Origin of the sequence: Streptomyces lateritius (assembly GCF_014649715.1) — a bacterium.
GTDB classification, from domain to species: Bacteria; Actinomycetota; Actinomycetes; order Streptomycetales; family Streptomycetaceae; genus Streptomyces; species Streptomyces lateritius.
In genome coordinates, this window is the sequence record NZ_BMTO01000006.1 from 35,105 (window position 1) to 49,596 (window position 14,492).

At 72.7% G+C, this 14,492-nt stretch carries 12 protein-coding genes and 1 pseudogene; 10 read left to right on the plus strand and 3 right to left on the minus strand.

All coding sequences use genetic code 11. From position 1 onward, the window contains the following. Positions 1-8: 8 nt before the first annotated feature. Positions 9-1,121 (minus strand): non-homologous end joining protein Ku, encoded by a 1,113-nt coding sequence (ku, locus tag IE136_RS13325; protein ID WP_158990402.1) that lies wholly within the window; start codon positions 1,119-1,121, stop codon positions 9-11. Between the two features lie 58 nt (positions 1,122-1,179). Here ku and ligD point away from each other — a divergent pair, with 58 nt between their 5' ends. From ligD to IE136_RS13355, 6 genes and pseudogenes are all read left to right on the plus strand, one after another. Then, positions 1,180-2,064 (plus strand): non-homologous end-joining DNA ligase, encoded by an 885-nt coding sequence (ligD, locus tag IE136_RS13330; RefSeq protein ID WP_189600447.1) that lies wholly within the window; start codon positions 1,180-1,182, stop codon positions 2,062-2,064. Beyond that, on the plus strand, positions 2,064-2,966 hold the full coding sequence (locus IE136_RS13335) for an ATP-dependent DNA ligase (RefSeq protein WP_373309072.1): 903 nt from the start codon (positions 2,064-2,066) through the stop codon (positions 2,964-2,966). The genes ligD and IE136_RS13335 overlap by 1 nt, the downstream gene beginning before the upstream one ends. 234 nt (positions 2,967-3,200) lie before the next feature. Then, positions 3,201-5,318, plus strand: coding sequence for a HEAT repeat domain-containing protein (locus IE136_RS13340; protein WP_189600448.1), 2,118 nt, complete (start codon positions 3,201-3,203; stop codon positions 5,316-5,318). Between the two features lie 171 nt (positions 5,319-5,489). After that, positions 5,490-6,023, plus strand: a pseudogene (locus tag IE136_RS13345) (sensor histidine kinase); the annotation flags it as partial. 56 nt (positions 6,024-6,079) lie between these two features. Beyond that, positions 6,080-7,459 carry an FtsW/RodA/SpoVE family cell cycle protein gene (locus tag IE136_RS13350; RefSeq protein ID WP_189600449.1) on the plus strand — a complete coding sequence of 460 codons (1,380 nt, stop codon included), beginning with the start codon at positions 6,080-6,082 and terminating at the stop codon, positions 7,457-7,459. Next, positions 7,456-8,922, plus strand: a complete 1,467-nt coding sequence (locus tag IE136_RS13355) for a penicillin-binding transpeptidase domain-containing protein (protein WP_158990394.1) — start codon at positions 7,456-7,458, stop codon at positions 8,920-8,922. Before IE136_RS13350 ends, IE136_RS13355 begins: the two co-directional genes overlap by 4 nt. 10 nt (positions 8,923-8,932) lie before the next feature. Here the strand turns inward: IE136_RS13355 and IE136_RS13360 are convergent, their stop codons facing one another. Then, positions 8,933-9,766: a hypothetical protein gene (locus IE136_RS13360; RefSeq protein ID WP_158990392.1), complete on the minus strand. Its 834-nt coding sequence runs from the start codon at positions 9,764-9,766 to the stop codon at positions 8,933-8,935. Positions 9,767-9,806: 40 nt separating this feature from the next. Then, the gene (locus tag IE136_RS13365; protein ID WP_158990390.1) at positions 9,807-10,913 is read right to left on the minus strand and encodes a ferritin-like domain-containing protein; all 1,107 of its coding nucleotides are present in this window, start codon (positions 10,911-10,913) and stop codon (positions 9,807-9,809) included. A gap of 169 nt (positions 10,914-11,082) precedes the next feature. On the opposite strand from IE136_RS13365, the gene IE136_RS13370 reads away from it, so the two are divergent. From IE136_RS13370 to IE136_RS13385, 4 genes are all read left to right on the plus strand, one after another. Beyond that, a complete protein-coding gene (locus IE136_RS13370) occupies positions 11,083-12,018 on the plus strand; it encodes an AurF N-oxygenase family protein (RefSeq protein ID WP_158990388.1) in 936 nt (311 codons plus the stop codon). Between the two features lie 38 nt (positions 12,019-12,056). Next, positions 12,057-12,806: a TetR/AcrR family transcriptional regulator gene (locus tag IE136_RS13375; RefSeq protein ID WP_189600450.1), complete on the plus strand. Its 750-nt coding sequence runs from the start codon at positions 12,057-12,059 to the stop codon at positions 12,804-12,806. A gap of 10 nt (positions 12,807-12,816) precedes the next feature. After that, positions 12,817-13,098 (plus strand): DUF8847 domain-containing protein, encoded by a 282-nt coding sequence (locus IE136_RS13380; protein WP_158990384.1) that lies wholly within the window; start codon positions 12,817-12,819, stop codon positions 13,096-13,098. 79 nt (positions 13,099-13,177) lie between these two features. After that, positions 13,178-14,491: a C40 family peptidase gene (locus IE136_RS13385; RefSeq protein WP_158990382.1), complete on the plus strand. Its 1,314-nt coding sequence runs from the start codon at positions 13,178-13,180 to the stop codon at positions 14,489-14,491. The last annotated feature ends 1 nt before the right edge of the window (position 14,492 follow it).

Genomic DNA, 14,492 nt, shown 5'->3' on the forward strand with positions numbered 1-14,492 from the left:
GGCTGCCGCTACGCCGAGCGCTTGCGGGGCGTGGTCTTCTTCGCCGTCGTCTTCTTCTCGGCCGCCTTCTCGGCCTTCCCCGCCGTCTTCTTGGCAGCCGTCCCGCTCTTGGCGGCCGGCTTCTTCGCCGTGGACTTGGTGGCCGTGGACTTGGAGGCGGCTTTGCCGCCCGTCGCGCTCTTCGTGGTCGTGGCGGTCTTGGCGGTCGACTTCCGGGCCGGGGCCGCCGTCTTCTTCGCCGCCGTTCTCGCCGTGGACTTCTTCGCCTCGGTCTCCTTCGGCGCGCGCGCCGCCGCCTCACGCGGCTTGAGCTCGGTCACTCCGGCGACCCCGGCCTCCCCGCGCGCCTCCTTCGCCGCGCGGACGCTGCTCTCCAGGGCCGCCATCAGGTCGATGACCCGGCCGCCACCCTCCTCGGCCGGCTCCGCGGGTGCCACCGCCTCGCCGCCCTCCGCCTTGGCGGCGATCATCTCCTCGACCGCCTCCCGGTAGTCGTCGTGCAGGGTGCTGATGTCGACGTCGCCGAGCGTGGCCATCAGGGCGTCCGCCAGGTCCAGTTCCGCCTCGCGCACCGAGACGGGGGTCTCCGGGGCCACGCCCTCGGGGGCGCGGATCTCGTCCGGCCAGAGCAGCCCGTGCATGGCGATGACGTCGTCCACGACCCGGAGCATCCCGAGCCGCTCCCGTCCCCGCAGCGCGTACTTCGCGACGGCCACCTTGTCGCTGCGCTTGAGGGCCTCGCGCAGCAGGGTGTACGGCTTGGCGGCGGGTACGCCGTTCGCCGAGAGGTAGTACGCGGCGTCCATCTGGAGCGGGTCGATCTCCGAGGCCGGCACGAAGGCGACGATCTCGATCGTTTTCGCCGTCGGCAGCGGCAGCGAGGCGAGGTCCTCGTCGGTGATCGGGATCATGGTCCCGTCGGCGTCCTCGTAGGCCTTGCCGATCTCCGTCTGGGAGACCTCCTCCCCGTCCAGCTCGCACACCTTGCGGTAGCGGATGCGCCCGCCGTCCTCGGTGTGGATCTGGCGGAAGGACACGGACCGGCTCTCGGTGGCGTTCACCAGCTTGATCGGGATGCTGACAAGACCGAAGGAAATGGCGCCGTTCCAGATGGACCGCACGTTTCACCCCTTTCGCCGAGATTCCACAGATATGCCGGATTCGTGGGATTCTCATCGTATGACGCCGATCACAGAGGTGGAGGGGCGGCGCCTGGCGCTCAGCAATCTGGACAAGGTCCTCCACCCGGCCTCCGGCACCACCAAGGGCGAACTGCTGCACTACTACGCCACCGTCGGGCCCGTGTTCCTCCCCCATCTGCGTGACCGCCCGGTGTCCTTCCTGCGCTATCCGGACGGCCCCGAGGGGCAGCTCTTCTTCACGAAGAACCCTCCGCCCGGCACACCCGCCTGGGTGACGACCACACCCGTCCCCCGCTCCGAGGACCCCCGCGCCCGGCAGCTGGTGGTCCAGGACCTGCCCTCGCTGATGTGGGCGGCGAACCTGGTCGTGGAGTTCCACACACCCCAGTGGCGGACCGACTCGCCCGCCGTGGCCGACCGGCTCGTCCTGGACCTCGACCCCGGGCCTCCGGCGACCGTCGTGGAGTGCTGCCTGGTGGCGCGCTGGCTGCGCGAGCGGCTGGCGGACGACGGTCTGGAGGCCTTCGCCAAGACGTCCGGCGCCAAGGGCCTGCACCTGCTCGTGCCTCTGGAGCCGACCCCGTCCGAGGAGGTGTCGGCGTACGCGAAGCGGCTCGCCGTCGAGGCGGAGGCGGACCACCCCGGCCTGATCGTGCACCGGATGGCCAAGGCGCTGCGGCCCGGGAAGGTCTTCGTCGACCACAGCCAGAACGCCGCCGCCAAGACCACCGCCACCCCCTACACACTGCGCGCCCGGCCGTTGCCCGCCGTCTCCGCGCCCGTCACCTGGGAGGAGGTCGAGGGGTGCGACGATCCGCGGCGGCTGGTCCTCCTGATGGACGACATCGCGCCACGTCTGGAGCGGTACGGGGATCTGCTCGCCCCCCTCTTCGACCCGGACCGGGCCGGAGCCCTGCCGTGATCCCGCCGGCGCTCGACCCGCCCCTGAAGGTCGCCCTCGCCCACTCCGTCGCCACGCTGCCGCGCGGCCCCGGGCTCGCTTACGAGCCGAAGTTCGACGGCCACCGGGTGGTGATCTTCCGGTACGAAGCGGAGCGAGTCGTCCTCCAGGCCCGCTCCGGGCGGATCGTCACCTCCGCCTTCCCCGACCTCGCCACGGCGGCGCGCGACCTCCCGGAGGGCGTGGTCCTGGACGGCGAGGTGGTGGTGTGGACCGGCGGGAAGACCGACTTCGCCGCCGTCCAGGCACGGGCGGCGGCCACCCCGGCGCGGGCACCCGCCCTGGCGCGCCGGCTGCCCGCCTCGTACGCCGCCTTCGACCTGCTGGCGGAGGGCGGGCGCGACCTGCGACCGCTGCGCTACGAGCGGCGGCGCGAAAGGCTGGTCGCGGTGCTCGGGCCGCTGGGACCGCCGCTGCAGCCCGTGCCGATGACCACCGACCCCGACGTGGCCGCCCTCTGGTTCGAGACGCTGACGGCGAGCGGGCTCGAGGGGCTGGTGGTCAAGCGGCTCGACCAGGCCTATCGCGGCGGTACGCGCGCGTGGCGCAAGCTGCGGCACACCGACACCCGGGAGGCCGCCGTCGTCGGCTTCACCGGGAGCGCGCAGCGGCCGGACGCCCTGGTGCTCGTGCTGCCGGACGACGACACGCCCGTGGTCTCCCGCCCGCTCGCCCCCGGGCTCCGGCTGCGGGCCGGGGCGGAACTGGGCGGTCTGACGGAGGGCAGCGGGGTCGCGACGGCGATCGGCAAGGGCGAGGTGGAGTACCGGAAGGTGCCGGCGGGGATCGTCCTGGCGGAGGTGGCCCAGGGCACGACCCGGCATGCCCTGGTGACCGTCGAGCGGCTGCGTACGGCCGAGTGACCCGGGGGGGCGATACGCCCGGCCGCCGCCCCATACCCGTACCGGAGAGGGGTGGGACGCACGGCCTCCGGCGTGCTCCGGCGGTCAAGTCGGGGGGCTGCTCCGGCAGATGGCGCAAAGCGTGCGCCCCGTGAGCCCTTCGCGGACCGCGTCCGCTCAGCGGGTCCTGGTTGACGGTGCGGTGGTGCACACTTGCTGCCTGGTACAGCGCTCACGGGGAAGGCGGCGGCCGGCATGCTGACGGGGATCGAGGAGGTCGACTGGGCCTCGCTGGGCCATGCGTACGGACCCGCGGACGATGTGCCGGGACTGCTGCACGGGCTCGCCTCGACCGATCCGGCCGAGCGGGAGATCGCCCTCGACGGCATGTACGGATCGGTGCACCACCAGGGCGACGTGTACGACTCGACGCTCGCGTGCATCCCCTTCCTGCTCGAACTCGTCGCCGACCCGAAGGTCCAGGACCGGGGCGGCATCGTGGAGTTGCTGACCAGCATCGGCGGCATCGACCTCAGCGGTGACGACGCCCTGGACGAACCGGACCCGGACGACGAGGAGTTCATCCCGGCGGCGAACTACGCCATGGCCGCCGCCGCCGTCGCCGCCGGAGCCGACGTCTTCCTCGCCCTGGTCGACGACCCGGACCCGGAGGTGCGGCTCGCGGCCCCGTGCGCGCTCGCCTCGCTGCACCCCGAGCCGGCACGGGTGCTGACCCTGCTGCGGGAGCGGCTGACGGTCGAGTGCGACACGGAGGTACGGCTGGCCCTGGTGGAGGCGGTCGGGCGGATCGCGCGGCGGCACGCGTCCCTGCGGGAGGAGACCGTCGACTGGCTGGGCTGGCTCACGCGCGCGGCCCAGGCCCCGGGGCTCCGGCTCGCGGCCCTCGCCCAGCTGGCCCGCTGCGCGCCCGGTGAGGTCCCGGACGACGTCGTGCAGCGGGTGACGGAGCTGCTCGAGGCGGTACGGACCGCGCCGCCCGAGCCGGCCGCCTCCTCCGCCGCCGCCGCCGCCGAGAACGCCTGGGCGTCCGCGCCCACCCTGATCGGACAGGTGCGCGAGTTCCTCGAGGAGCACGCGGACGGCCGGCCGACCCCGTGGACCGACGAGCTGATGCGGACCCTGCACACCGCGCTGGACGACCGGGTCGAGGACCGGATCGCGCTGATCCTGGCCCAGCTGCGCTCCCCCGACCGGTCCCAGCGCTCGGACGCGATCTGGCTCTGCGGCGGTCTGATACGGGTCTGGCGCGGCCGGTACGACGACGTGGTGCGGCTGATCGGGGCGCAGCTCGCCGACCCCGATCCCCGGCTCCGGGAGGCCGCCGCCTCGTTCCTCGAGCGGCTCTTCGAACTGGCGGCCCCCGCGACCGACGCCCTCGCCGCCCGGCTCGCCGCCGGGTCCCGGGAGCCGCTGGGCCAGGGCGGTCCGGGCACGCGGTCCGGGCGCGGCGGGGCGCTGCTCGCCCTCGCCCGCTCCGGGGACGCGCGGGCGATCCCCCTGCTCGCCCGCGCCCTCGACGAGCCGGACGTGCGCCGCGACCTGCTGTACGCCGTCGGCACGCTCGGCCCGGCCGCGGTCCCGCTCGCCCCCGTGCTGCGCCGCCGTCTCGCCCGGGTCGACCTGGACGAACGGCTCTACGACCACGCGGCGCCGCTGCTCTCCGCCCTGACCTCGATCCGGGGCGTCCAGGCCCTTCCCGAGGTGTTGCGGGTGCTGCGCGGGGCGCCGCCGAACCGGCGGGACTGGGTGCAGGAGGCGGCGCTGCGCGCCCTCGCCGCCTTCGGCCCGGCGGCGCGGGCGGCGACACCGGATCTACGGGCGCTCCTCGACGGCGGTTCGGCCACGGTGTCGACGAAGGCGGCGCTCGCGCTGTGGTCGGTCGAGGGCGACCGCGAGGCGGTGCTGCCGGCCCTCGAGGGCCGGCTGCGGCCGGGCGCCTCCGATCCGGACTGGTGCGCGGCGGCCGTGGCGCTGGGTGAGATCGGCCCGGCGGCGGCCCGCAGCGCGCCCGCCCTGCGGCCGGGCCTCGCGGCGCGGGACCTGTGGGTGCGGGTGCGGAGCGCGTCGGCCTTGTGGCGGGTTTCCGGGGACGTGGGCTCGACGCTCCCGGTGCTCGTCTCGGCCTGGGAGGAGAACCGGCACGCACGCGTGGACATCGCGGAGTGCCTGGCGGAGATGGGGCCGGCTGCGGCCGAGGCGGAGTGGGTGATCCGTACGGAACTGGCCCGCCGGCGCCGCCACAACGTGCACGAGAACGCCTCGGGCAGCCATGACATCCACGAGGACGAGAAGCTGCTGACCCTCTGCCGCGCCGCCCTCGACCGCATGGAGCGGGGCCGGGGCCGCCCGTGACGGTTCCGCCGCCACGGTCGCGCGCAGCGGGTGGACGAGCGGCCGGGCGGTCGGTCGGGCAGCAGAGCGGTCGGGCAGCCGGGCGGTCGGCCGTCCGTCCGCCCGTCTGGACAAAAGGGACTTCCCTGCGAATCTGCGCATACGGCCTGGGGAAGACCGACCGCGTCCGACCCCTCCCAACCCGCGAAGGCGATGCGCGCGCCGACCGAGGACCTCCTGGAGATCTCGCGGCTCGACGCCCGCAACGAGACGGTGGACCTGGCGGTGCACGACCTCGGCCCGCTCGCGAGCCGGGTGGTGAGCGGCTCGGGCACCCCGACCGAGGTGCGGATCGTCCGGCACGCCGCGGTCGAGATGGACCGGTGGCGCCCGGAGCGGGTGCTCGGCAATCTCGTCGCCAACGCGCACAAGGACGGCGCCCCGCCCGTGGCCCTGACCGTGGCGGGGCCCGCCGTCGCCGTGCGGGACCACGGGGACGGCTTTCCCCGGTACCTGCTGGAGTCGGGGCCGCAGCGGTTCCGGACAGGATGCGGCGGCAAGGGCCACGACCTGGATCTGACCATCGCGATGGGGCAGGCGGAGGTGATCGGCGCGCGGCTGGTCCTCGCCGACCCGGAGGACGGCGGGCGAGGAGCGCCGACCCGGTTGACGCTTCCGGAGTACGTACGGTTCACCGACCCCTCGCGGGAGGAACCGGCCCCCTGACGGCACACCGCCACGCAAAAGGGACATAAAGCTTACTACTTGCTACGTTGCGGACCATGACCGCAACGACGGCGGAAGCGCCCCCGCCGGGGCTCCGCGTCCCGAAGCGCCGCGGCGTGGAGCTCTCCCTCCTCCTCTGCGCCGTCCTCATCTCCGTCTTCGGCTATGCGGAGGTCGGCCTGGCGAGGACGGGCGCCGTGCCCCCGGACACCGCCCGTTACGGCGCCGGTCTCGGCGCGCTCGCGCTCCTCGCCCATCTCGCGGTCCGGTTCCGCGCGCCCTACGCCGACCCGCTGCTGCTCCCCATCGCCGTCCTCCTCAACGGCCTGGGCCTGGCGCTGATCCACCGGCTCGACCTGGAGACGCCCGGGGACCGGGCCGCACCCACCCAGCTGGTCTGGTCGACGCTCGGCGTGGCGCTCTTCATCACCGTCGTCGTCCTCCTGCGCGACCACCGCGTGCTGCAGAGATACGCCTATCTCTCCATGGCCACCGCCCTGTTCCTGATGCTGGTCCCGATCTTCTTCCCGGCCGTCAACGGTGCCAAGATCTGGATCCGGATCGGCGGACTCTCCTTTCAGCCCGGGGAGTTCGCCAAGATCCTGCTGGCCGTCTTCTTCGCCGCCTACCTCGCCGCCAACCGCCACGCGCTGGCCTACACCGGACGCAGGATCTGGCGCCTGCAACTGCCCACGGGCCGGGTACTCGGGCCGATCGTCGCGTTCTGGGTGCTGAGCGTGGGCGTGCTGGTCCTGGAGCGCGATCTCGGCACCTCGCTGCTCTTCTTCGGCCTCTTCGTGATCATGCTGTACGTGGCGACAGGCCGGACCGGATGGATCGCGGTCGGGCTGCTCCTGGCGGCCGTGGGGGCGGTCGCGGTCGGTTCCTTCGAACCGCACGTCCACAGTCGGGTCGAGGACTGGCTGAACCCCTTCGCCTCGATCGAGGCGGGGGACGGCCCGGGCCAGCTCGCGCAGTCCCTCTTCTCCTTCGCCGCGGGCGGGATGCTCGGCACCGGGCTCGGCCGCGGGCACTCCGTCCTGATCGGCTTCGCCGCCAAGTCCGACTTCATCCTCGCGACGGCGGGCGAGGAGCTCGGTCTCGTGGGCCTGACCGCCCTCTTCCTGCTGTACGCGCTGCTCGTCGCCCGCGGTTACCGCTCCGGCCTCGCCCTGCGCGATCCCTTCGGGCGGCTGCTCGCGATCGGCCTCGCCTCGATCCTGGCGCTCCAGGTCTTCGTGATCGCGGGCGGGGTGATGGGCCTGATCCCGCTGACCGGCATGGCGATGCCGTTCCTGGCCCAGGGCGGGTCCTCCGTGGTCACCAACTGGATCATCGTGGCCCTGCTGATCCGGGTCAGCGATTCGGCCCGCGCCCCGCTGCCCGAGCCGGCCGAGACCGGGATCGTCGTGCCGGTCACGGAGGGCGTCCGGTGATCCCCTACATCCGGCGCGCGGCCGGGCTCTGCCTCGTCCTCCTGGCGGCGCTGCTGGTCAACGCGGCGCGGGTGATGGTTTTCGAGGCCGGGTCGCTGCACGGGAACCCGGCCGACCGACGCCCGGCGATCGCCCGCTGGGGCCAGCCGCGCGGCGAGATCGTCGTCGACGGACGGCCGGTGACGGGGGCGCGGGACAGCGGCCAGCAGCTGCGCTACGAACGGTCGTACACCCACGGCCCGTTGTACGCGCCGGTGACCGGCTACGCCTCGCAGACGTACGGCACCACGCACCTGGAGCACGCCGAGGACGAGATCCTCTCCGGTACGGACCCGATGCTGGCGCCGCTGCCGTTCTGGAACGACATCGTCCGGGGGCGGCGGCCGGGCGGGAACGCGGTGACGACGATCCGGGCGACGATGCAGGAGGCGGCCTACCGGGGGCTCGCCGGCAAGCGCGGGGCGGTCGTGGCCGTCGAGCCGTCGAGCGGGAGGATCCTGACGCTGGTCAGCAGCCCTTCGTACGACCCGGCGGTGCTCTCGGGTACGGGGCGGGAGGTCAAGGACGCCTGGGCGAGGCTGAACTCCTCGCCGAACCAGCCGATGCTGAACCGGGCGATCCGGCAGACCTATCCGCCCGGCTCCACCTTCAAGATGGTGACGGCGGCGGCGGCCCTGGACGCGGGTGTGGTGACGGACGTCGACGCCCCGACCGTCACGCCGGACCCGTTCGTCCTGCCCGGCACCCGGCGGGTGCTGCCCAACGAGGCGACCGGGTGCCGGAACGCCTCGCTGGCGTACGCGATCCAGTGGTCGTGCAACACGGTGATGGCCGGGCTCGGGGTGAAGGTCGGGCTCGCCGGGATGGTGGACGCGGCGGAGCGGTTCGGCTTCGGCGACAGGGGTCTGAAGGTGCCGTCCTGGGTGGCGAGGTCGAACTTCGACCGGGACATGAGCGCCGACCAGCTGGCACTGTCGTCGATCGGTCAGTTCAACACGAGGGCGACGCCGCTGCAGATGGCGATGGTGGCGGCGGCCGTCGCCAACAACGGGGAGATCGCCCACCCGTACCTCGTCGACCGCACGACCACCTCGGGCGGTACGACGGTGCACCGGACGGTCCGCACCAGCTACCGCCAGGCGATGCGCCCCTCGACCGCGACGCAGCTCCAGCGGCTGATGGTCAAGGCGGTCGAGGAGGGCACGGGCGCGAACGCGGCGATCCCCGGGGCGACGGTCGGCGGCAAGACGGGCACGGCCCAGCACGGCCTGGGCAACACGGGCACTCCGTACGCCTGGTTCATCGCCTGGGCACAGGCGGCGGACGCGGCCCAGCCGGCGGTCGCGGTCGCCGTCGTCGTCGAGGACGCGGAGGCGAGCCGTACGGACATCAGCGGCGGCGGCAGCGCGGCGCCGATCGCGAAGGCGGTGATGGAGGAGGCGCTCAGGGCGTCGACGCCCTGAGCGGGAGGTCTCAGCCGATCGGCTTGCGCATCTCCGCGCGGACCTTGGCGGTGGTCTCGGCCAGCTCGGCCAGGTCCACGTCCTTCGGGTCCGCGGTGGCCGACTCGGGGGTGACGACGGCGACGAAGGAGGCGGTGTTGTCGTCGCCCCAGGCGCACATGGGCAGGGTGGCGGTGCCGAGGGCGTCCTTGTTGGTGGTGACCTGGCAGCTGACGGTCACGCCGTGGCCGGCCGGGGTGAACTCCTTCGGCGGGACGGCGAGGGTGGAGCCCTTTTCCTTCGCGGCGCCTCGCAGGATGGAGGCGCGGGTGGAGGCGGGGTTCTTGATGCGGCCGTGGAAGCCCGAGACGACGAGGACGGCACCGTCTGGGCCGCTGTACTGCGCGATGGCCGCTTTCGCGTCCTTCACCGTGGGGTCGTAGGTGTCCTCGACCTCCTTGCCCTCGGTGTCGGAGGCGTCCTTGGTGAGGGTGTACGAGCCGTCGAGCAGCGTCTTGGGCACGACAAGCCGGTGCGTGGCCTCGGGGAAGGAGCCGGTGACCCCGGTGCCGTCGGCCACGAGCTTGACGCCGTAGCCGAGCCCGCCGATCAGGACCAGGCTCCCGACGACGAGGGCGACGATCGCCCCGGTCGACATCTTCCTTTTCGCCGGCGGGCCGGCGGGCGGCATCGGCGGCTGCCCCCAGGTCCCGGCCCCCGGCGCCGGGTACTGCGGGGGAACCCCCTGCGGCGCAACTCCCTGCGGCGGGAAGCCCTGCGGCGGGGGCGGAACCTGTCCCGCGTAGGGGTTGTGCGACGGAGGGCCGTACGGCTGCGGATTGTGCGAGGGCGGCGGCATGCTCATGGCGCTTACGCTACGTCACCCCGGTGACAGCCCTGCCGCCCTACGCCTGCGCCCCGTGCTCGATCGCCGCCGCGACCTCCGCCACCCGCTCCTTCTCCTCGGCCGCGAACCGCTCCTGGTCCAGTCGTTCCGCGATCTCCTCGTCCTGACTCATCAGCAGGTCCAGGTTGGAGTCGCCGAGGTCGAAGACGCCCATGTCCAGATAGGCCTTCTGAAGGCGTTCGCCCCAGAGGCCGATGTCCTTCACGCACGGGACGATCCGGCTGAACAGCAGCTTGCGGAAGAGGTGCAGGAACTCCGAGCGCTCGCTCAGCTCCTCCGCCTCCTTCCTCGGGATGCCGAAGTTCTCCAGGACCTCGATCCCGCGCAGCCGGTCGCGCATCAGGTAGCAGCCCTCGATCACGAACTCCTCGCGCTCGCGCAGCTCCGCGTCCGACAGCTGCCGGTAGTAGTCGCGCAGCGCCATCCGCCCGAAGGCCACGTGCCGCGCCTCGTCCTGCATCACGTACGCCAGGATCTGCTTCGGCAGCGGCTTGTCGGTGGTGTCCCGGATCATGCCGAAGGCGGCGAGCGCCAGACCCTCGATCAGCACCTGCATGCCGAGGTAGGGCATGTCCCAGCGCGAGTCCCTGAGCGTGTCGCCGAGGAGGCCCTGGAGGCTGTCGTTGATCGGGTAGAGCATCCCGATCTTCTCGTGCAGGAAGCGGCCGTAGATCTCGGCGTGCCGGGCCTCGTCCATCGTCTGGGTCGCGGAGTAGAACTTGGCGTCGAGGTCGGGGACGGACTCCACGATCCGCGCGGCGCAGATCATCGCGCCCTGCTCGCCGTGGAGGAACTGGCTGAACTGCCAGGAGGCGTAGTGCCTGCGCATCTCGCCCTTGTCCTTCTCGGTCATCCTGGCCCAGTGCCGGCTGCCGTAGACGGTCATCGCCTCGTCCGGGGTGCCGAGCGGGTCGTACGGGTCGACCTCCAGCTCCCAGTCGATGCGCTTCGCGCCGTCCCACTGCTTGTCCTTGCCCTTCTGGTAGAGCGCGAGGAGGCGGTCACGGCCGTCCGCGTACTCCCAGTCGAAACGTGCCGATCCCGTCGCCGGAATCCCCCAGACGGGGGCTTCCGGGGTCTTCGTGTAGAGGTCGCGCGTCGCCATCGACGCCTCCTTCACTCGAACGGTGAGTGGGCCGTCCCCCAGCTCACACCTTGGTAGACAAAGGGTCAACAAGTCGCGCACAAGGGATTGACGGTATTACTGACGGGGAGTCTCATAAGGGATGACCGCCGGTAACTCGACCGCGAGCACAGCGAGGTGCCCCGCCGCCATGACCGCACCGACCGAACAGGACTTCCGCCTCCTCCGGGACGCCCTCGGCCCGCTCCGCGACCGGGAACAGGTCGCGGAGCGGCTGCTGGAGTCCTCCCTCAAGCATTCCTTCGACCCCGAGACCGAACTCGACTGGGACGCCCCGATCGAGGAGGGCAAGTGGTTCTGGCCGCCCGAGCTGGTCTCCCTCTACGACACCCCCCTGTGGAAGCGGATGTCCGAGGAACAGCGACTGGACCTCGCCCGCCACGAAGCCGCCTCCCTCGCCTCGCTCGGCATCTGGTTCGAGATCATCCTCATGCAACTGCTCGTCCGGCACATCTACGACAAGTCCCTCACGAGCAACCATGTGCGCTACGCGCTCACCGAGATAGCCGACGAATGCCGGCACTCGATGATGTTCGCCCGGATGATCCAGAAGGGTGGCGCGCCCGCCTACCCCGTCCCGCGGATCTACCACAACCTCGCCCGCGTCCTGAAGACGGTCTCCACCACCCCCGGTTCCTTCGCCGCGACCCTCCTCGGCGAGGAGATCCTCGACTGGATGCAGCGCCTGACCTTCCCGGACGAGCGCGTCCAGACCCTGGTGCGCGGGGTGACCCGTATCCACGTCGTCGAGGAGGCCCGCCACGTCCGGTACGCCCGCGAGGAGCTGCGGCGTCAGATGGTGACCGCGCCGCGCTGGGAGCAGGAGTTCACCCGGCTCAGCTGCGGCGAGGCCGCCCGCGTCTTCTCCACCTGCTTCGTCAACCCGAAGGTGTACGAGAACGTGGGCCTGGACCGCCGTCAGGCCGTCGCCCAGGTCAAGGCGAGCGGCCACCGGCGCGAGGTCATGCAGTCGGGAGCCAGGCGGCTGACCGACTTCCTCGACGACATCGGCGTCCTGCGGGGCCCCGGGCGGCGGCTGTGGAAGTCCTCCGGGCTGCTGCCGTGACCGCCTGAACGCGACGCGGCGGGGTTACGCTGCGAGGCATGACCAGCCCCGCCTCGCCCGCCTCGCCCGCGTCCGCCGCGCCGCCCGCGTACCGCAGGCTCAGCGTCGAGGAGCGGCGCCTGCAGCTCCTCGGTGCCGCCCTGACGCTCTTCGCGCACCGGGCCCCGGACGAGGTCTCGCTCGACGACGTCGCGGAGGCGGCGGGCGTCTCACGGCCGCTCGTCTACCGCTACTTCCCCGGCGGGAAACAGCAGTTGTACGAGGCGGCGCTGCGTTCCTCCGCCGACGCGCTGGAGCTGTGCTTCGCCGAGCCGCCCGTCGGCCCGCCGACCGAACGCCTGGCCCGGGTCCTCGACCGCTACCTGGCCTTCGTCGACGGGCACGACGCCGGGTTCAGCGCGCTGCTCCGGGGCGGCAGCGTCGCCGAGACCTCCCGGACGACCGCCATCGTGGACGAGGTGCGGCGGGCCGCGGCCGAGCAGATCTTCGTCCACCTGGGGGTGGACCGGCCGGGTCCCCGGCTCAGGATGATGGTGCGGACCTGGATCGCGGCGGTGGAGGCGGCCTCGCTGATCTGGATCGACGAGGAGAAGCAGCCCTCGGCGGCCGAGCTGCGCGACTGGCTGATCGACCATCTGATCGCCCTGCTGGCGGCGACGGCGGCGACCGACGAGGAGACGGTGGCGGTCGTCCGCCGGCTCCTCGCGCAGGAGACGCCCGAGGGTCCGGTCGGGACGCTGGCGCGGCGGGTGACCCCCGTGGTGAGCGAGGCCGCACACCTCATATGAGACTGGTGGGGTGAGAAGCGAGAACACCCCTTTCCGCGGCGGCCCCCTGGACGGCCGGGTCCTGCCCGTCCTCGTCGGACCGACCGGCCATCCGCCCAAGTGGTACGAGGTGCCGGTGCCGGACGCCGCCGGCGGCCCGCCGACGGTCCACGCCTACCGCCGCGAGCCGTCCGGGTACACCAAGCGGCTCGGCATTCAGCGGGGCTGGGTCTATGTGTACGCGCCCGAAGGGCGGGAGCCCCGCGAGCTGAAGTGGCCCTGGTCGAAGCCCACGCCTCGGCCGGACGAGTGAGCCGATCGCCCCGAAACGCCCCTTAATGCGTTAATCCGACGATGGAGTGCGTCATCATCTCGGTGGAGGTGGTGACGACGTGTCAGGACGGCTGCGGCGCACGGTCTGCACGGGGGTGCTCGCCGCGACGACGGCGCTGGCCGGGCTGCCGGCGGCGACGGCCGACGATCCGGTGGACCCCCCGGTGGAGGTCCCGGCGGAGTCGCCGGCGGAGGAACCGGCGGGCGATCCCCTCGCCGCCCCGCCCGAGGAAGCCCCCGAACCACCCCTCGACCCCCTCGCCGAGGTGGCCGACACCCCGGACGACACCGGCATCCCGGATGGCACGGACACCGACGACGCCGCCGCTCTCCCGCCCTCCGGCGGCGATTCCGTCGCCACCCTCCTCACCCGGCTCCGCACCCTCTACCGCCAGGCCGAGCAGGCCACCGAGACCTACAACGCCACCGAAGAGGCCCTGAAGGTCCAGACCGCCGACACCAGGAGGGTCACCGCCGCCCTCACCGCCGCGCGCGAAGCGCTCGGGCAGGGGCGTGACGCGGCCGGCCGGCTCGCCCGGGAGCAGTACCAGGGGCGGGCCGCGACCTCGGAGCTCTCCTCGTACCTGCGGCTGCTGCTCGCTCCCGACCCCCAGCAGGCCCTGGATCACGGGCATCTGATGGCCCGCGCGGCACGCGAGCGCGCCACCGCCGTCACCCGGCTCCAGAGCGCCGAGAAGAAGGCCGACGCCCTCGCGAGCGCCTCCCGCAAGGCCCTGGACCGGCAGCAGACGCTCGCCGCACGGCAGAAGAAGCAGCGGGACGACGTCCAGGCACGGCTGAAGGAGGTGGAGAAACTGCTCGCCTCGCTCTCCGCCGACCAGCTCGGGCGGCTGACCGAACTGGAACGGACGCAGACGGCGGGCGCCCAGCGCCAGTTCCTCGACTCCGGCGTCCTGGACGTAGGCAAGAAGCCCTCACGACAGGGCGGCCAGGCGCTGCGGTACGCCATCGGGCAGATCGGCAAGCCGTACGTGTGGGGAGCCGAGGGGCCGGACTCGTACGACTGCTCGGGGCTGACGTCACAGGCCTGGGCGAGCGCCGGACGGGAGATCCCCCGCACCAGCCAGGAACAGTGGCGGACGCTCCAGAAGGTGCCCCTGAGCGAGCTGCGCCCGGGCGACCTGGTCGTCTACTTCCCCGAGGCCACCCATGTGGCGATCTACCTCGGCGAGGGCCTGGTCGTCCACGCCCCGCGGCCGGGCGCCCACGTGAAGGTTTCACCCATCGCCGCCAACCCCCTGCTGGGCGCGGTCCGCCCGGACCCCGACGGCACACCCCTCGCCACGTACACCCCGCCCGCACTCCCGTCGGGATCCACGGACGGCGCGGACGAGGGCTACGACCGGGGCTGAG